The organism is Streptomyces sp. NPDC044002, from assembly GCF_056434525.1.
The window spans coordinates 20,704-38,771 of sequence record NZ_JBWKEZ010000024.1; the positions used below are offsets into that span (position 1 = coordinate 20,704).

The window sequence follows — 18,068 nt, forward strand, 5'->3', positions numbered from 1 at the left end:
CAGGGCAGCGGAGTGTCCGCGACCCAGGAAGGACGGAACGTCACCTATGAAGATGACCGCGCGCGGAAGCATTGCGGCGCTCATGACCTGTATGGCCGCGGCCGGCGCGGCCTCCCCGGCCGTGGCCGACTCGGTCCCGGTGGGTGTCCCGCTGGAGGCGGTGGAGACCACGCTGGGCGTGCCGGCCCCGCACCTGGCCACCGGGGTCCCGGTGCCGCTGGTCGGCGCCCCGGAGGCGCCCCGGTTCCACCAGGGCGACCTGCTGCCGACCCCACTGCTCCCGGTGGTGCCGATCGCCGCCGACCTTGGGGCCACCCGCGTCGCGTCGGCGGTGCCCAACCTGATGGGCGAGCCCGAGACGGACGGCGAGGGCTCCCTGGAGTCCCCGGCCACCACCCTGCTCACCCGCACCCCCGGTGCGGTCGTCGGCGCCCCGCTGACGATGCCGGACGCGAGCAACAACGGCGTCCCCAACCTGGCCGTCCCGAAGCTGGGCCTGGCCGCCCCGGACGTCATCGGCACCCCGACGGCACTTCTCGGCCTGCGCTGACCGGGTACGGCCGAGGCGGGGTCGCAAAGCCGCCCGGTCTGGGAATGTGTACGGCATGGGATTCCATGTCGATTCCGAGACCGGGCGGCTGCGCCGCGTCATCCTCCACCGGCCCGACCTGGAGCTGAAGCGGCTCACACCGAGCAACAAGGACGCCCTGCTCTTCGACGACGTGCTGTGGGTGCGCCGGGCCCGCCAGGAGCACGACGGGTTCGCGGACGTCCTGAGGGACCGCGGTGTCGCCGTCCACCTCTTCGGCGACCTGCTCCGCGAGGCCCTCGACGTGCCCGAGGCGCGGCACCTCGTCCTGGACCGGGTCTTCGACGAGAAGGAGTACGGCCCGCTCGCGACCGACCACCTGCGCGCGGTCTTCGACGGGCTGCCCTCCGCCGCCCTCGCGGAGGCCCTGGTCGGCGGGATGACCAAGAGGGAGTACCTGGAGCGGCACGCCGAGCCGGTCTCGGTGCGCTTCCACGCCCTCGACATGGACGGCTTCCTGCTGGGGCCGCTGCCCAACCACCTCTTCACCCGCGACACCTCCGCCTGGATCTACGACGGGGTGTCCATCAACGCCATGCGCTGGCCCGCCCGCCAGCGCGAGACCGTGCACTTCGAGGCGATCTACCGGCACCACCCGCTGTTCACCGGCTCCGGCCCCTTCCACTACTGGTCGCAGGGGCAGGCCGACTACCCCTCGACCATCGAGGGCGGGGACGTCCTGGTCATCGGCAACGGTGCCGTGCTGATCGGGATGAGCGAACGGACCACCCCGCAGGCGGTGGAGATGCTGGCCCGGGGCCTGTTCGCGGCCGGCTCGGCCTCCGTCATCGTGGCCCTGGACATGCCCAAGCGGCGGGCCTTCATGCACCTGGACACGGTGATGACGATGGTCGACGCAGATACGTTCACTCAGTACGCCGGGCTCGGCATGCTGCGCTCCTACACGATCCGGCCCGGCGAGGGGGCGGGCGAGCTGCGGGTCAGCGACCACCCGCCGGAGCACATGCACCGGGCCATCGCCGCGGCGCTCGGCCTGGACAAGGTGCGGGTGCTCACCGCCACGCAGGACGTGCACTCGGCGGAGCGCGAGCAGTGGGACGACGGGTGCAACGTGCTGGCCGTGGAGCCGGGGGTGGTCGTCGCCTACGAGCGGAACGTCACCACCAACACCCACCTGCGCAAGGAGGGCATCGAGGTGATCGAGATCCCCGGCAGCGAATTGGGGCGCGGCCGGGGCGGTCCGCGCTGCATGAGCTGCCCCGTGGAGCGGGACGCGGTGTGACGGCCGGCGTGTGACGGTTGAGGTGTGACGGCCTGCGTGTGACGGCCGGCGTGTGATGTGATCCACTGTTCCGTATATCAATGCAGAGGATCGTATAGACTTCCAGCATCCCCTGTCAGCGCCACTCTGGAGCGTCCCCATGGCCACCGACCTCTTCGGCCGCAGTTTCCTCAAGGAGCTCGACTTCACCGCCGCCGAGTTCCGCGGCCTCGTCGAGCTCGCAGCCGAACTCAAGGCGGCCAAGAAGGCCGGGACCGAGCAGCGCAGGCTCCAGGGGAAGAACCTCGCGCTGATCTTCGAGAAGACCTCCACGCGCACCCGCTGTGCCTTCGAGGTCGCCGCCGCCGACCAGGGCGCCCACACCGTCTACCTCGACCCCTCCGGCTCCCAGATCGGCCACAAGGAGTCCGTCCGGGACACGGCGCGGGTGCTCGGCCGGATGTTCGACGGCATCGAGTACCGGGGGGACAGCCAGCAGGCCGTGGAGGAGCTGGCCGCCCACTCCGGCGTGCCCGTCTTCAACGGCCTCACCGACGACTGGCACCCCACCCAGATGCTCGCCGACGTGCTCACGATGACGGAGCACAGCACCAAGCCGCTGGACCGGATCTCCTTCGCCTACCTGGGCGACGCCCGCTTCAACATGGGCAACTCGTACCTGGTGACCGGCGCCCTGCTGGGCATGGACGTACGCATCGTCGCGCCGAAGGCCTACTGGCCGGCCGAGGACGTCGTGGCGCGGGCCCGCGAGCTCGCCGCCGCCGGCGGGGCCCGGATCACCCTCACCGAGGAGGTCGCGGAGGGCGTGGCGCAGGCCGACTTCGTGGCCACGGACGTCTGGGTCTCGATGGGCGAGCCCAAGGAGGTCTGGGACGAGCGGATCGCGGCCCTGGCCCCGTACGCCGTCACCATGGACGTGCTGCGCGCGACCGGGAACCCGGACGTGAAGTTCCTGCACTGCCTGCCCGCCTACCACGACCTGGGCACCAAGGTGGCCCGGGAGGTCCACGAGCGGCACGGCCTGGACTCGCTGGAGGTCACGGACGAGGTGTTCGAGTCCGCGCACTCCGTCGTCTTCGACGAGGCCGAGAACCGGCTGCACACCATCAAGGCCGTCCTCGTCGCGACGCTCGCCGGGCCCGCCGCGTAGCCGGCCGCATACTCATGCGGGCTGCGGGCTGCGGGCTGCGGGCTGCGGGCTGCGGCTGCGGCCGCAGCCACGGGGCGGCGGAGGATCAGGCGGTCGCAGCCGCCCGGCTCGGCAGGGTGAACCAGACGGCCTTGCCGCGCGCGGTGCGCCGGTGGCCGCACGCCGAGCTGAGGGCCCTGATCAGCAGCAGCCCGCGGCCGCCCTCCTGCCACGGGTCGGGCTGCGGCCCGGGGCGGCCGGCGGCGAGGTCGCCCGGAGGCTGCGGGTCCCCGTCGTGCACCTCCACCTGGCAGCCGCCGGCCCGCAGCTCCACGACCAGCTCGATCGGGGCCCCCTCGGTTGTGTGCTCGACGGCGTTGGCCACCAGCTCGGCGGTCAGCAGCTCCGCCGTGTCGCTGTCGGGGCACCGTTCGGGGTCGGTGAGCGCGGTGCGGATCAGGGCGCGGGCCATCGGCACGGCGGCGGTCGTGTGCGGGAGGGCGATCCGCCAGGCGGAGGTGTCGTGCACGGCGGATCCGTCCTTCCGTGAGGGGGGGTGTGGGGGGAAGTCCCGGATTCAACGATACGGACCGGGCCGGGGCGCCCGTAGGGCCCCCCGGCGCAATACCGGGGCACGAGGTCGGGGGAGGCCGGGGACCTTCGCCCCGTGTGCCGCACCGCGAGTGCCGTCCCGTGCGGCTCCCCGCCGCCGCGTACCGCCGTCCGGGCACCACTTGTCGCGTTTCTCTGACGGCAGTCACGATTCGGTGATAGCTTCGGTGGTGTGAGCCCCTTCACCGGTTCCACACCAGAGACCGAACGGTGGCGCCACCTGCGGGTGGCCCGGCAGGACGGCGTCGCCACCGTCACCCTCGACCGCCCCGAGAAGCTGAACGCGCTCACCTTCGGCGCCTACGCCGACCTGCGCGATCTGCTCGCCGAACTGTCCCGCACCCGCTCCGTGCGCGCCCTCGTCCTCGCCGGCGAGGGCCGCGGCTTCTGCTCCGGCGGGGACGTGGACGAGATCATCGGCGCCACCCTCGCCATGGACACCGCCCAGCTCCTCGACTTCAACCGGATGACCGGCCAGGTCGTCCGCGCCATCCGCGAATGCCCCTTCCCGGTGATCGCCGCCGTGCACGGGGTGGCCGCCGGAGCCGGGGCGGTCCTCGCCCTCGCCGCCGACTTCCGGATCGCCGACCCCTCCGCCCGCTTCGCCTTCCTCTTCACCCGCGTCGGCCTCTCCGGCGGCGACATGGGCGCCGCCTACTTGCTGCCCCGTGTCGTCGGCCTCGGCCACGCCACCCGGCTGCTGATGCTCGGAGAGCCCGTACGCGCCGCCGAGGCCGAACGGATCGGCCTGCTCAGCGAACTCGTCGACGAGGGCAAGGCCGACGCCCGCGCCGCCGAACTCGCCGCCCGCCTCGCCGCCGGCCCCGCCCTCGCCCACGCCCAGACCAAGGCCCTGCTCACCGCCGAGCTGGACATGCCCCTGGCCGCCTCGGTGGAACTCGACGCCAACACCCAGGCCCTGCTGATGAACGGGCAGGACTACGCCGAGTTCCACGCCGCCTTCACCGCGAAACGGCCCCCGGAGTGGAAGGGCAGGTAGCCGCATGTCCGCGAGCACCCTGAGGGCCGCCGTCGTCGGCGGCGGACCCGGCGGGCTCTACGCCGCCGCACTGCTGGCCCGCCAGGGGCACGCGGTGGAGCTCTGGGAACGGGGCGCCCCCGACGACACCTTCGGCTTCGGCGTGGTGCTCTCCGACGAGACCCTCGGCGGCATCGAACGCGCCGACACCGTCGTCCACGCCGCCCTCGCCGCCGAGTTCGTCCGCTGGGACGACGTGGACGTCGTCCACCGCGGCCGGCTGCTGACCTCCGGCGGCCACGGCTTCGCCGCCCTCGGCCGCCGCAGGCTCCTGGAGATCCTCCACGAACGCTGCGCCGGCCTCGGCGTGCGCCTGCGCTTCCGCGCCGACGCCCCCGACGCCTTCGCCCTGGCCGGCGCCTACGACCTGGTGGTCGCCGCCGACGGGGTGCACAGCGCCACCCGAGCGAGCGGCGCCGCGCACTTCCGGCCCACCGAGACCCCCGGACGCTGCCGGTACGTCTGGCTCGCCGCCGACTTCGCCTTCGACTCCTTCCGCTTCGAGATCGCGGAGACCGAACACGGGGTCATGCAGCTGCACGGCTACCCGTACGCACCCGACGCCTCCACCGTCATCGTCGAGATGCGGGAAGAGGTGTGGCGGGCGGCCGGGCTCGACCTGTGCGACGAGGCCGAATCGGCCTCCCGCTGCGCCAAGACCTTCGCCGAGGCCCTGCACGGACGGCCCTTGCGCGGCAACCGCTCCGCATGGACCCGCTTCCGCACCGTCGTCAACGAGCACTGGTCGCACGGCAACGTGGTGCTGCTCGGCGACGCCGCGCACACCGCCCACTTCTCCATCGGCTCCGGCACCAAACTCGCCGTCGAGGACGCCCTCGCCCTCGCCGAAGCCCTCGACCGGCTGCCCGACGTCCCCTCCGCACTCGCCGCCTACGAGGAGGAGCGGCGCCCGGCCGTGGCCAGCACCCAGCGCGCCGCCGCCGCCAGCATGCGCTGGTTCGAGGACCTCGCCGGGTACGTGGACCAGCCCGCCCGGCAGTTCGCCTTCAACCTGCTCACCCGCAGCCGCCGCGTCACCCACGACAACCTGCGGCTGCGCGACGAACGGTTCACCCGGGCGGTGGAACGCGACTTCGGCTGCCCCGAGGACGCCGACGGCACGGGAACCCCGCCCATGTTCACCCCGTTCACCCTGCGGGGACTCACCCTGCGCAACCGCGTCGTGGTCTCGCCGATGGACATGTACTCCGCCCGGGAGGGCGTCCCCGGCGACTTCCACCTCGTCCACCTGGGCGGGCGGGCCCTCGGCGGAGCCGGGCTCGTCATGACGGAGATGGTGTGCGTCAGCGCCGAAGGCCGCATCACCCCCGGCTGCGCCGGCCTGTGGACCGCGGAGCAGGCGGCCGCCTGGAAGCGGATCGCCGACTTCGTCCACACCTCCGCGCCCGGTACGGCCCTCGGCGTCCAGCTCGGCCACTCCGGCCGCAAGGGCTCCACCCGGCTGATGTGGGAGGGCATGGACGAACCGCTCCCGGACGGCAACTGGCCCCTCGTCGCCGCCTCCGCACTGCCCTACAAGGCAGGGGTCTCCGCCGTCCCGCGCGCCCTGGAGGCGGCCGACCTCGCCGCGATCCGCTCCGACTTCGCGGCCGCCGCCGTCCGCGCCGCCGACTGCGGCTTCGACCTGCTGGAACTGCACTGCGCGCACGGCTACCTGCTGTCCGGGTTCCTCTCCCCGCTCACCAACCACCGCGACGACGCCTACGGCGGCCCCCTGGAGAACCGGCTCCGGTTCCCCCTGGAGGTCTTCGACGCCGTCCGCGAGGTCTGGCCCGCCGACCGGCCGATGACGGTCCGCCTCTCCGCCACCGACTGGGCCCCCGGCGGCACCACCCCCGAGGAGGCCGAACGGATCGCGGCCGCCTTCGCCGCCCACGGCGCCGACGCCGTCGACGTCTCCACCGGACAGGTCGTCGCCGAGGAGGCCCCGGAGTACGGCCGCTCCTACCAGACCCCCTACGCCGACCGGATCCGCAACGCCCTCGGCGTCCCCGTCATCGCCGTCGGCGCGATCTCCTCCTGGGACGACGTCAACTCCCTGCTGCTGGCCGGCCGCGCCGACCTCTGCGCGCTCGGCCGCCCGCACCTGTACGACCCGCACTGGACGCTGCACGCGGCCGCCGAACAGGGCTACGCGGGCCCCGGCGCCCCGTGGCCCGCCCCCTACCGCGCCGGCAGCCGCAGGCCCCCGACCGGCAAGGGATAGCTCAGACCGCCTCCAGCACGACCCGGTCCTCCACCGGGGCGTAGCCCAGGCGCTGGTAGACCCCGTTGCTGGTGGGGTTGGCCAGGTCGGTGAAGAGCAGCACCTCGGCCGCCCCGGCGGCGTACGCGGCCCGGCTCGTCGCGTGCGTCACCCCGGCGGCGTAGCCGCGGCCCCGGTCGGCGGGCGGGGTGTAGACGGGGCCGACGCGGGAGGCGCCGCCGATCGGGCGGGAGAAGCCGGCCAGCGACACCGGCCGGCCGTCGAGCTCCCACAGCAGCAGCCCGCCGTACGAGATCCGGTAGAGCAGCTGGGCCTCGGAGGGGCTGGCGGGGATGCCGCACTCCCGGTCGAAGGCCTCGATCCACTCCAGCAGCAGGGGCAGGTCCGGCTCGGCGGCGGTCCGGACCCGGCCCGCCGGGGCGGGGTCGGGTGCCGCCAGGGTGCCCAGCCGGTACAGGCGCAGCTCCTCCACGACGCGGGCCGGCGTCCCCCACGCCGCCGCCAGCGCCTGCGCGTCGTCGCGGCGGGCGTTGAACCCGCCGACGCGGCCGCGCAGCGGGTCGGAGCCGAGTGCGTCGGCCAGCGCCCGGACCGCCTCGGGGGGCACGGCGCCGAGCAGCAGCGGGAACGGCGGGGTGTGCAGCAGGGCCCCGTCCACGGACCCGTCCGGGCCGGTCCACCAGCCGAAGAGGGGGTCGGAGTCGCCGAAGGCCCGGGGGCCCCGCCGCTCCAGGGCGTCGGCGACGGTCAGCAGGGTGGTGTTGACGACGGGCTGCGCGGCCACGGCCGGGCGCGCGGCGGCCAGATAGGCCGCCAGATCAGTGCTGAAGGTCCATGTCATGCCCCATCGTGGCGGGCCCCCGGAGGCTGCCGCACCGGGTTTTCCGGTGGGCGCGCGGTGGTGGGCGCGCAGGGGTGGGCGTGCGCTCCCCTGCGTGGGGGAGGAGGTATCCCCGCACGGGGGAGGAGCGGGCCCACGGCCGCTGGGATCTTGGGAATGCGAGCAGGAGCCGGCCGGGCCGGCCGTCAGCCGTCAGCCGTCAGCCGTTGGACGAGGAGGAACCATGAACAGCACACACGTGCACGGGCACGCGCAGGTCATCCGGGTGGGGCACGGCAGGGGCGCCGGCCCCGCGCCGCTACGGCCGTTCCCGTACGAAGCGGGCGCCCAGGTCGCGCAGCCGGGTGTGGAGCTCGGCGAAGACGGCCGCGGAGCGTTCGCCCGGCCAGTCCGCCGGGAGCAGTGCGCGGGGCAGGCCCGGGTCGGCGTAGGGCAGCCGCCGCCAGGTGTCCAGGGCGGCCAGGTAGTCCCGGTAGGCGGCCTCGGGGGTGGGCTCGGGGCCCTGCTGGAGGGCGCGCAGGACCGGTTCGTGCCGGTCGAGGAACTCCTCGTGCTGCTTGGCCAGGGCGGTCAGGTCCCACCAGCGGGCCACCGACTCGGCGGTGGGGGCGAAACCGGCGTGGGCGCCGCGGAAGAGCTCCACGTACCCCGTCAGGTGCAGCCGCTCCAGGGTGTGTCCGGTCTCCTCGGCCAGCTGGGCGGGGGCGATCCACACCCCCGGCGCCACCGCCCCGAAGCCCAGCCGGGCCAGGCGCGAGCGCAGCAGGTGACGCTTGTGCCGCTCCTGCTCCGGTACGGAGAACACGGCGACGAGCCACTCCGGGGACACCGGCACGGCCTGGTAGATCCGCCGGTCCCCGTCCTCCAGCAGCAGCCGGGCCTCCTCGGACGGCTCGTACCCGGCCGAACCGTCGGCGGCCTTCGCGGGCACGAGGAACCCGCGCCGCTTGAGCCGGGACACCGAGGACCGGACGGAGGGCGCGTCGACGCCGGCCGCGCCCAGCAGGCGGACCAGGGCGGACACCGGGACGGCGCCCTCGAAGGACCGCCCGTAGGCGCCGTAGAAGGTGACGATCAGGGATCGCGGAGTGTGCTGCTCGACCACGGGTTCACTCTAGATCGCGGAGCCGGAAGCGTTGGAGTTTGCCGGTGGGGGTGCGTGGCAGCGCGGGCAGGAAGACGAAGGAGCGCGGGCACTTGTGCGGGGCCAGCTCCCCCTTCATGAAGGCCCGCAGGGCCTCCTCCGTCAGCACCGCCCCGTCGCGGGGCACGGTGTACGCCACCACGATCTGCCCGCGCCGCTCGTCCGGGCGGCCGACGACGGCGGCCTCCGCCACGTCCGGATGGCGCAGCAGGGCCTCCTCGACCTCGGGGCCGGCGATGTTGTAGCCCGAGGAGATGATCATGTCGTCGGCGCGGGCGACGTAGCGGAAGTAGCCGTCGGGGTCGCGGACGTAGGTGTCGCCGGTGAGGTTCCAGCCGTCCCGGACGTACTCGCTCTGCCGGGGGTCGGCGAGGTAGCGGCAGCCGACCGGTCCGCGCACCGCCAGCAGCCCCGGCTCGTTGTCGGCGACGGGCCGCCCGGAGGGGTCCACCACCCGCGCCTCCCAGCCGGGCACCACCCGGCCGGTGGTGCCGGGGCGGATGTCCTCGTCGGCGGCGGAGATGAAGATGTGCAGCAGCTCGGTGGCCCCGATGCCGTTGATGATCCGCAGGCCGGTGCGCTCGTGCCAGGCCCGCCAGGTCGCGGCGGGCAGGTTCTCGCCGGCCGAGACGCAGCGGCGCAGCGCCGACAGGTCGTAGGCGCCCGTGTCGTACGGGCCCAGGGTGTCCAGCATCGACCGGTAGGCGGTGGGCGCCGTGAACAGCACGGTGACCCGGTGTTCGGCGAGTGCGGGCAGCAGCACCCGGGGAGTGGCCTGCTCCAGCAGCAGGGCGCTGGCGCCGGCGCGCAGCGGGAAGACGACCAGTCCGCCGAGGCCGAAGGTGAACCCGAGCGGGGGGCTGCCCGCGAACACGTCGTCGGGGCGCGGCCGCAGGACGCGGCGGGAGAACGTGTCGGCGACGGCGAGGAGGTCGCGGTGGAAGTGCATGCAGCCTTTGGGCCGGCCGGTGGTCCCGGAGGTGAAGGCGATCAGGGCGACGTCGTCGGCGGAGGTCGCGACGGCCGGGTAGGGCCCGGTGTGCGCCTCGGCGAGGCGCAGCAGGTCGTCCTCGGCCGTGCCGCCGTAGGGGGTGATCCGCAGTCCGGGCACCTCGGCCTTGGCCAGGTCGTCGAGGACGTCGGCGTGGCACAGGGCGTGCCGTACCTCCGCCATGGCGCACACGGTGGCCAGTTCCTGGGCGCGCTGCTGGGCCAGTACGGTGACGGCCACCGCGCCCGCCTTCATCACCGCCAGCCAGCAGGCCGCGAGCCAGGGGCCGGTGGGCCCGCGCAGCAGCACCCGGTTGCCGGGGACGACGCCGAGGTCGATGGTGAGGACGTGGGCGAGGGCGTCGACGCGCTCGCGGAGCTCCCCGTACGACCACACCCCGCCGGCGCCGTCGCGGAAGGCGGGCCGGTCCGGTCCGAACCGCGCGATGGTGGCGTCGAGCAGTTCGGTGCCGCAGTTGAGCCGGTCCGGGTAGGCCAGTTCGGGCAGCTCGAACAGGAGCTGCGGCCAGGCGTGGGCGGGCGGCAGGTGGTCGCGGGCAAAGGTGTCGGCGTGAGCGGATGGCTTGAGCTCCAAGGCGGGTTCGCCCCCTTGCAACGTCCGGAATTTGTGGTGGAGCCGGCCGTGCGATAGCTCTCCGAGCGTATCGTGATGGTGACGGCAGTCAACAGGACGCGATAAGAGTGTCGACGGGACTTGGTCGACGGGACTTGGGGGCATTCGGATGGCCGGATTCGCGCTCGGGGCGGAACAAGAGGAATGGTGCGGCCGGTTGCGCGCCCTCGCGCGGGAGCGGCTGCGGCCGCTCGCCGAGAAGGGCGAGCCCGGACGGGTGAACCGGCCCCTGCTCGCCGAGCTGGGGGAACTGGGCCTGCTGGAGCGCGTCTTCACTTCGGGGGCGCTGGAGCTGTGCCTGCTGCGGGAGTCCCTCGCCTACGGCTGCACGGAGGCGGAGACGGCCCTGGCCCTCCAGGGGCTCGGCGCGCACCCGGTGCTCCGGTCGGGGAGCGCCGCCCAGCGGGAGCGGTGGCTCCCGGGGGTCCGGGCGGGCCGGCACGTGGCGGCGTTCGCACTGAGCGAGCCGGGAGCCGGCTCCGACGCCGCGGCCCTCGCCCTGACGGCGGAGGCGGACGGGCCGGGCTGGCGCCTGACGGGTGCCAAGTGCTGGATCTCCAACGCCCCCGAGGCCGACTTCTACACCGTCTTCGCCCGTACGGGTGAGGCAGCGGGGGCGAAGGGCATCACGGCCTTCCTGGTCCCGGCGGACCGCCCGGGACTGACCGGCGAGGCCCTGGAGATGCTCTCCCCGCACCCGATCGGCTCGCTCGCCTTCGACGGCGTGCCCGTCGGCCCGGAGGACGTGCTGGGCGGGCCCGGGCAGGGGTTCCGCGTGGCGATGGAGACCCTGAACCTCTTCCGGCCCAGCGTGGGCGCCTTCGCGGTCGGCATGGCGCGCGCCGCGCTCGACGCGACCGTGGCCCACACGGCCGGCCGGACCGCCTTCGGCGGGGTGCTCGCCGACCTCCAGGCGGTCGCGCACCGGGTGGCGGAGATGGCCACCCGCACCGAGGCCGCCCGGCTGCTGGTGTACGCGGCGGCCGGCGCGTACGACAGCGGCGCGCCCGGGGTGCCGGGCCGGGCCGCCATGGCCAAGCTCCTCGCCACGGAGACGGCCCAGTACGTGGTGGACCACGCCGTCCAGCTGCACGGTGCGGCCGCCCTGCGCCGGGGCCACCTGCTGGAGCACCTCTACCGGGAGGTGCGGGCGCCCAGGATCTACGAGGGGGCGAGCGAGGTGCAGCGCACCATCATCGCCAAGGAGCTCTACCGGGGGGTGGCGGCGCGATGAGCCCCGAACGCCTCAACCCCCCGGAGCTGTCCCCGGCCACCGGTTTCTCCCACGCGGTGTCGGCCACCGGCTCGCGGATCGTCTTCCTGGCCGGCCAGACCGCGCTGGACGGCGCCGGGAAGGTGGTCGGCGACAGCCTGCCCGAGCAGTTCGAGCAGGCCCTCGCCAACCTGCTGACCGCCCTCGCCGCGGCCGGCGGCCACCCGTCCGACCTGGCCCGGGTGACGGTGTACGCGGTGGACGTGGAGGCCTACCGCGCGCACGCCGCCGAACTGGGCCGCATCTGGCGCCGTCTCGCGGGCCGCGACTACCCGGCGATGGCGGTCGTCGGGGTGGTCCGCCTGTGGGACACCGAGGCCCGGCTCGAACTGGACGGCATCGCGGTGCTCCCGTAGTCCCGCCGGCTACCCCTTCACCGCCCGGCGGCGGTACTCGTCGGTCGTGACCCCGCCCACGCCCCAGTCCTCCAGGGCCACTTCGTCGATGAGGACGAAGGTGGTGGCGGGGTCCTTGTCCAGGACCCTGACCAGCAGGTCGGTGACACCGGCGATGATCTCGGCCTTCTGGGCGGCCGTGGCTCCCTCGCGGGTGATCCTGACGTTCACGTACGGCATGTCGGAAGTCCTTCCGTGGGTTCGGGCGGGGTGGGTCAGGGGCGGCCGGTGACGTGGCCGCCGTCCACGCGCAGCGCGTGGCCGGTGACGAAGGAGGCCCCGGCCAGGTAGAGCACCGCCTCGGAGATCTCCGCGACCTCCCCGACCCGGTCCAGCAGGGCGAGGCCGCCGAAGGAGTCCACGTCGGCTCCGGAGTGCAGGGGCGTGCGGATGATCCCCGGGGCCACCAGGTTGACGCGGATGCCGTCCGCGGCGAGTTCGGCGGCCAGGCTCGTCGTCAGCGCGTGCACGCCGGCCTTGCTGACCACCGGGGCGGAGGCCGGGAAGCCGGCGATGGCGTGGTCCACGAGGGTGGTGCCGATGTTGACGATGCTGCCGCCCGTGCCCTGGGCGCGCAGGGCCCGCACGACGGCCTGCGTGGTGAGGTAGGTGCCCTTGAGGTTGCCGGTGAGGAAGACGTCGAGGTCCTCCTCGGTCACCTCGGTGAACGGCTTGGAGGCGAAGACGCCGGCGTTGTTGACCAGCACGTCGATGCGGCCGAAGCGCTCCAGTGCGGTGCGCACGAGCAGTTCGCCGGTCTCCGGCGCCGCGATGGACCCCGCTGCCCACGCGGTGCGCGCGGGGTGTCCGAGGTCGGCGGCGGCCTTGGCGAGGCGGTCGGCGTCGCGGCCGTTGAGGACCACGTTGGCGCCGTCGGCCAGGAAGGCCCGGGCGATGTCCAGGCCGATGCCGCTGGAGGAGCCGGTGATCAGGGCGGTGCGGCGGGTGGTGGTGTCGGTCATGTCCGGGTGCCTTCCAGGAGGTTTCGTGGGCGGTACCGGAAACGTATGGGCCCCCAACCGATAACACCACGACGGAAATTGGAGCATGTGATAATCCACGGTTATGGATGTGGACCTGCGTGACCTGGAACTCCTCGACGCCACCGCCGAGACGGGTTCCCTGACCGCCGCCGCCGAGCGGCTCTACGTCAGCCAGCCCGCCCTCAGCCAGCGGCTGACCCGGCTGGAGGACCGCCTGGGGATGCGTCTCTTCGACCGGAAGGGCCGCCGCCTGGTGCCCAACGCGGCCGGCCGCCGGATGCTCGTCACGGCCCGCCGCGTCCTCGACGAGCTGGAGTCGGCCGGCCGGGACCTGCGCGACATCCGCGACGGCCGCGACCGGAGGGTGCGCTTCGCGGCCCAGTGCAGCACCACCTTTCCGTGGCTGCCGCCCGTGCTGCGGGCCTACCGCGAGCGGGAGCCGGACATCGAGGTGCGGATCGAGACCGTCCCCGACGACGCCCCGATCCCGGCGCTGCTCGCGGACAGGGTCGACGTCGCGCTCGTCACCAAGTCGGACGCGCAGATGGACCGGGTGACCCTGACCCGGCTCTTCGAGGACGAGATGGTGGCGGTGGTGCCCGCCGGACACCCCTGGGCGGCGCTCCCGCACCTGACCGCCGGCGACTTCGACGGCGTCGACCTGGTCCTCTACGACTTCTACGACCAGCGGCGCATCCCCGCGGAGCCGCTGCCGATCCCGGCGGGCGCCCGGCCCGGCCGGATCACCACCATGCCGGTGGTGACCGACCTGGTGGTCGAGATGGTGGCGGGCGGCCAGGGGGCGGCGGTGCTGCCCAACTGGACGGCCGCCCCGTACGCGGCCTCGCACGGCCTGGCGCTGGTCCGGATCGGTGAACGGCCGCTGACCCGGACCTGGTTCTGCGCCACCCGGCCGGGCCCCCACCCGCCGCATCTGGAGGGCTTCGTCGAGGAGCTCCTGGCCTGTCTGAAGGCCTAGCGGGCGGGCGTCCGGCCGGAGGTTCCCTCAAGAAGTACTGAACTGGTGTGCGCATAGGTCTTGTCAGTGCAATTTCACATTACTATGTTACAGCTCACACCGCGGCACGTTAATCCCCGTCAAACGCCGCGTGACGCAGGGCAGTTCGCACCTTTCCCCCACCTCCCTCCCAACAGGAGTCATCGGTGTTCCAGCACAGAGCTGTGCGTACGTCTCTCCTCGCCACCGCCGTCACGGTTACCCTCCTCGCCACCGCCGGCCAGGCCGCGACGCAGGCGGCGGAACGGACCACCCCCACCGGCACCTTCTCCGCCGGAGTCCAGGGCCGGGCGGCCGACGCGGCGCCCAACCCCTTCGACGAGGTCGACCGCCGGGCCGACGCCCAGCCGCTCGTCCCGGCGCCCGCCCCGGCCCCCGGCGGCGGGGCCGTCACCGACGGACGGGTGCCCGGCGCCGCCCCGGCCGTGGAGGCCCCGGGCTCCACCGCGGCCGCCGAACGCACCGAGAAGAGCCGCCGGTCCGCCCAGGCCGCGCCCACCGCCAAGAGCGTCGCCGCCGGCGTCCCCTGCACCCTCGACGGGATCAAGAACCTCACCCCGGAGCAGTTCGCCGACTTCCTCGGCGACCAGGCCGTCACCGCCGACGGCTGCCTGCGCGGCCTGATCTGGACCTGGGACGCCCGCTTGGCGCCCGTCATGTCCGACGCCCACGTCCAGGCCGTCTCCCGCCGGATATCCGGCCTGGCCGCCGCCCACGACGGCCGTAACTCCTCCCACCTGGAGGAGATGTTCACCTACCTGCACGCCGTCGCCTACCACGACTTCTCCCGCGACGAGATCGACGTCACCGACGCCCCCACCACCGCCGCGATACGCCAGGCCATCGACGACTTCGGCAACGCCGCCCGCACCTTCGACGTCACCCCGTCCAACGCCCGCACCCTGCGCGAGGCCCTCTATGCCGCCGGCCCGGGCCTGCGCCACCACCAGATCGGCCTGATCAAGAAGGTCCTGGCCACCATGGACCCGGCCCACCCGGCCACCAACCTCGACGCCGGCTGGGCCGGCGCCGTCCTCGCCGCCCTCTCCACCAACTACCTGGGCGTCTACCCCGGCAACCAGGACACGGCCTTCCACGCGGCGGTCGCGGGGGACGCCTCGTACCGCGCCGCCTTCAAGGCCTTCGCCGACTACACCCACCTCAAGGGCACCGGCAACGCCTGGGTGGTGCGCGACGCCCTCAGCGAGTACGCCCGCTTCGGCCAGGTGGAGGGCCTCAGGGACCAGGTCGTCGCCGACCTCGGAGCCATGCTGGACCGCGTCAAGTCCGGCCACGGCACCGATGCGTGGGCGAAGCTCGTCTCCTGGCTCAACTTCTACGACGCCTGCAAGCCGTACGGGGTCTGCAAGGAGGACATCGAGAAGCAGCTCTTCCCGTACACCTACAGCTACGACAACGGCGCCATCAAGGTCCGCACCGCCCTCGACAAGGCCACCGTCGACCAGCTCTACTACGCCAGCAAGCAGGTCAAGACGCAGTTCCACCGCGTGGTAGGCACCGACCAGCCGCTCGCCGGGGACCCCAACAGCACCCTCAACATCGTGCTGTACGCCTCCCGCGCCGACTACGAGAACTACCACCCGATCCTGACCGGCTACGGCACCAACAACGGCGGCATCTACATCGAGAACGGCGCCACCTTCTACACCTACCAGCGCCGCGTCCCGCAGGACTCCTCCCTCACCCTGGAAGAGCTCTTCCGCCACGAGTACACCCACTACCTCAACGGCCGCTTCGCCGTCCCCGGCTCCTTCGGCCAGGGCCCCTGGTACGAGGGCGACCGCACGACCGCCATGGACGAGGGCACCGCCGAGTTCTTCGACGGCGCCACCCGCGACAACGGCATCGCCGTCCGCAAGTCCCTGGTCAAGAGCATCATCAACGACACCGCCGGCGGCGGCCCCCGCATGACCGTCGAGCAGCTGCTCAACGCCACCTACGACGGCGACGGCTTCCGCTTCTACAGCTACGCGGGCACCTTCTTCGAGTTCCTGTGGACCGAGAAGCCCTCGCTGCTGCGCGAGATGTACGGGTACCTGCGCGCCAACGACGTCGCCGGGTACGACGCGTGGCGCCACCGCACGGGCGCGGACACCTACCTCCAGCGCGACTACAACCGCTTCCTGGACGCCCAGATCGCCAAGGTGGACCAGCTCTACGTACCGAACACCACCTTCACCCCGAACGAGCAGCTGCGCGACGCGGCGCTCGCCTCGGTGAAGTCCTCCTTCGCGACGGCCACGTACAACACGCCCGACTGCGTGGAGAACGGCGATCCCGGCAAGCGCCGCTTCACCTGTACCGGCCGGATCACCGCCAACCTGAAGAACTGGCGCAGCGACGACCAGAACTTCAAGGACATGTCGGAGACGGTGGACTACTTCATCCTCGACCGGGCGGGCGCCGCCTCCAACAACCTGGCCGACATGAACTGCTCCTTCGGCCCGGTGGAGATCTGGGACAACAAGGCGGCGGGCACCTCCTCCTACAGCTGCGAAGGCCCGCTCCGCAGCTGACCGCACGCCCGGCCGGCCCCGTACCTGAACGGGGGGCGGGGTCGGCCGGGCCACCCTAGGCACCCTCAAAAGAATGTGACATATTACTGACCATGGACGTCGTGATCATTGGCGCCGGCGTCGTCGGGGCCGCGTGCGCGTACTACGCGAGCCGCTCCGGCCTCTCCGTGGCGGTGGTGGACCGCGGCCCCGTCGCGGGCGGCACCACCGGCGCGGGCGAGGGCAACCTGCTCGTCTCCGACAAGCCGGCCGGCCCCGAACTCGACCTGGCCCTCCTCTCGACGGAACTCTGGCGGGACCTGGCCGCCGAACTCCCGCACGCCATCGAGTACGAGGCCAAGGGCGGCCTGGTCGTCGCCCCCGACGAGACCACCCTCAAGGCCCTGCGCCACTTCGCCGAGGGCCAGCGCGCCGCCGGGGTCGTCTCCGCCGAGGCGGGCCCGGACGCCCTGTACGACCTGGAACCCCACCTGGCCCCGGGCCTGGCGGGCGGCTTCCACTACCCCCAGGACGCCCAGGTCCAGCCCGCCCAGGCGGCGGCCCGCCTCCTCAAGGCATCGGGCGCCGAACTCCACCTGGGGGAGGAAGTCACCGGCATCCTCGTGGACTCGGGCAAGGTCCGAGGTGTCCGAACCCCCCGCCGGACCCTCCACGCGCCCAACGTCGTCAACGCGGCGGGCACATGGGCCGGCACCATCGCGGCTCTCGCCGGAACGGACCTTCCCGTCCTCCCCCGCAGGGGCTTCGTCCTGGTCACAGAACCCCTCCCTCCTGTGGTCCGGCACAAGGTCTACGCGGCCGACTACGTCGCCGACGTGGCCAGCGACTCCGCAGCGCTCCAGTCCTCCGGAGTGGTGGAGGGCACCCCCTCCGGCCCGGTCCTCATCGGCGCCACCCGCGAACGCGTCGGCTTCGACCGCACCCTCTCCACCGAGGCCCTCCGCCGTCTCGCCGCCCAGGCCGCAGCCCTCTTCCCCTTCCTCGCGGACGTCCGCGTCATGCGCACCTACCACGGCTTCCGCCCCTACCTGCCGGACCACCTCCCGGCGATCGGCCCCGACCCCAGGGTGCCGGGCCTCCTGCACGCCTGCGGCCACGAGGGCGCGGGCATCGGACTGGCCCCCGCGACGGGAGCCCTCATCGCAGAGTCCCTCACCGGCACAGAACCCCGCCTCCCCCTCACCCCCTTCCGTCCGGACCGGTTCCAGGAGGGGGCGGGGCCGGGGTGGGGTGTCGTCCGGGACTAAAACGAGATGATTTCGGCGCGCGGTGCCGCCCGGCAGGTCGGTCACGGATCGGGCGCCGAACATCGAAGCCCGTCCCGGACGGCACCCCACCCCGGCACCGACCCCGCCCCACCGCATCCCCGCCCGGCCAGGGCCAAGGCACCGACCAACCCCGAGGAGACCCCCTG

At 73.3% G+C, this 18,068-nt stretch carries 16 protein-coding genes; 10 read left to right on the forward strand and 6 right to left on the reverse strand.

Going from position 1 to position 18,068, the window contains the following annotated elements; genetic code table 11:
* The first annotated feature begins 46 nt into the window (after positions 1 to 46).
* From AC07A6_RS19295 to argF, 3 genes are all read left to right on the forward strand, one after another.
* Entirely contained in the window at positions 47 to 550 is a 504-nt protein-coding gene (locus AC07A6_RS19295; RefSeq protein WP_007267137.1) for a hypothetical protein, read from the forward strand.
* 55 nt (positions 551 to 605) lie between these two features.
* Positions 606 to 1,832, forward strand: a complete 1,227-nt coding sequence (locus AC07A6_RS19300; RefSeq protein ID WP_362461112.1) for an arginine deiminase — start codon at positions 606 to 608, stop codon at positions 1,830 to 1,832.
* Between the two features lie 139 nt (positions 1,833 to 1,971).
* Positions 1,972 to 2,982, forward strand: coding sequence for an ornithine carbamoyltransferase (gene argF, locus AC07A6_RS19305; RefSeq protein ID WP_386270624.1), 1,011 nt, complete (start codon positions 1,972 to 1,974; stop codon positions 2,980 to 2,982).
* An 85-nt stretch (positions 2,983 to 3,067) separates the two neighbouring features.
* On the opposite strand, the gene AC07A6_RS19310 is transcribed toward argF, so the two are convergent.
* Complete coding sequence (locus AC07A6_RS19310; protein ID WP_478777830.1) at positions 3,068 to 3,490, reverse strand: ATP-binding protein; 423 nt, start codon at positions 3,488 to 3,490, stop codon at positions 3,068 to 3,070.
* A gap of 255 nt (positions 3,491 to 3,745) precedes the next feature.
* Between AC07A6_RS19310 and AC07A6_RS19315 the strand changes: the two genes are divergently transcribed.
* The gene (locus AC07A6_RS19315) at positions 3,746 to 4,573 is read left to right on the forward strand and encodes an enoyl-CoA hydratase family protein (RefSeq protein WP_362461121.1); all 828 of its coding nucleotides are present in this window, start codon (positions 3,746 to 3,748) and stop codon (positions 4,571 to 4,573) included.
* Between the two features lie 4 nt (positions 4,574 to 4,577).
* Complete coding sequence (locus tag AC07A6_RS19320) at positions 4,578 to 6,839, forward strand: bifunctional salicylyl-CoA 5-hydroxylase/oxidoreductase (RefSeq protein WP_362461124.1); 2,262 nt, start codon at positions 4,578 to 4,580, stop codon at positions 6,837 to 6,839.
* A 1-nt stretch (position 6,840) separates the two neighbouring features.
* Here AC07A6_RS19320 and AC07A6_RS19325 read toward each other — a convergent pair whose 3' ends face one another.
* The 3 genes from AC07A6_RS19325 to AC07A6_RS19335 form a co-directional block, all read right to left on the reverse strand.
* Complete coding sequence (locus tag AC07A6_RS19325; RefSeq protein WP_478777831.1) at positions 6,841 to 7,680, reverse strand: GNAT family N-acetyltransferase; 840 nt, start codon at positions 7,678 to 7,680, stop codon at positions 6,841 to 6,843.
* A 298-nt stretch (positions 7,681 to 7,978) separates the two neighbouring features.
* The gene (locus AC07A6_RS19330) at positions 7,979 to 8,785 is read right to left on the reverse strand and encodes a PaaX family transcriptional regulator (protein ID WP_362461130.1); all 807 of its coding nucleotides are present in this window, start codon (positions 8,783 to 8,785) and stop codon (positions 7,979 to 7,981) included.
* Positions 8,786 to 8,789: 4 nt separating this feature from the next.
* Complete coding sequence (locus AC07A6_RS19335; RefSeq protein WP_478777832.1) at positions 8,790 to 10,409, reverse strand: AMP-binding protein; 1,620 nt, start codon at positions 10,407 to 10,409, stop codon at positions 8,790 to 8,792.
* A gap of 148 nt (positions 10,410 to 10,557) precedes the next feature.
* On the opposite strand from AC07A6_RS19335, the gene AC07A6_RS19340 reads away from it, so the two are divergent.
* Together AC07A6_RS19340 and AC07A6_RS19345 are read left to right on the forward strand one after the other, a co-directional pair.
* Complete coding sequence (locus AC07A6_RS19340; RefSeq protein ID WP_478777833.1) at positions 10,558 to 11,682, forward strand: acyl-CoA dehydrogenase family protein; 1,125 nt, start codon at positions 10,558 to 10,560, stop codon at positions 11,680 to 11,682.
* The gene (locus AC07A6_RS19345) at positions 11,679 to 12,077 is read left to right on the forward strand and encodes a RidA family protein (RefSeq protein WP_478777834.1); all 399 of its coding nucleotides are present in this window, start codon (positions 11,679 to 11,681) and stop codon (positions 12,075 to 12,077) included. The genes AC07A6_RS19340 and AC07A6_RS19345 overlap by 4 nt, the downstream gene beginning before the upstream one ends.
* A 9-nt stretch (positions 12,078 to 12,086) precedes the next feature.
* Here AC07A6_RS19345 and AC07A6_RS19350 read toward each other — a convergent pair whose 3' ends face one another.
* Together AC07A6_RS19350 and AC07A6_RS19355 are read right to left on the reverse strand one after the other, a co-directional pair.
* Positions 12,087 to 12,296, reverse strand: a complete 210-nt coding sequence (locus AC07A6_RS19350; protein ID WP_386270637.1) for a tautomerase family protein — start codon at positions 12,294 to 12,296, stop codon at positions 12,087 to 12,089.
* Positions 12,297 to 12,331: 35 nt separating this feature from the next.
* The gene (locus AC07A6_RS19355; RefSeq protein ID WP_478777835.1) at positions 12,332 to 13,078 is read right to left on the reverse strand and encodes an SDR family NAD(P)-dependent oxidoreductase; all 747 of its coding nucleotides are present in this window, start codon (positions 13,076 to 13,078) and stop codon (positions 12,332 to 12,334) included.
* Positions 13,079 to 13,181: 103 nt separating this feature from the next.
* Here AC07A6_RS19355 and AC07A6_RS19360 point away from each other — a divergent pair, with 103 nt between their 5' ends.
* From AC07A6_RS19360 to AC07A6_RS19370, 3 genes are all read left to right on the forward strand, one after another.
* On the forward strand, positions 13,182 to 14,078 hold the full coding sequence (locus AC07A6_RS19360; RefSeq protein ID WP_478777836.1) for a LysR family transcriptional regulator: 897 nt from the start codon (positions 13,182 to 13,184) through the stop codon (positions 14,076 to 14,078).
* Between the two features lie 185 nt (positions 14,079 to 14,263).
* Positions 14,264 to 16,654, forward strand: a complete 2,391-nt coding sequence (locus AC07A6_RS19365; protein WP_478777837.1) for a collagenase — start codon at positions 14,264 to 14,266, stop codon at positions 16,652 to 16,654.
* Positions 16,655 to 16,746: 92 nt separating this feature from the next.
* The gene (locus AC07A6_RS19370; protein ID WP_478777838.1) at positions 16,747 to 17,901 is read left to right on the forward strand and encodes an NAD(P)/FAD-dependent oxidoreductase; all 1,155 of its coding nucleotides are present in this window, start codon (positions 16,747 to 16,749) and stop codon (positions 17,899 to 17,901) included.
* Positions 17,902 to 18,068: the final 167 nt, after the last annotated feature.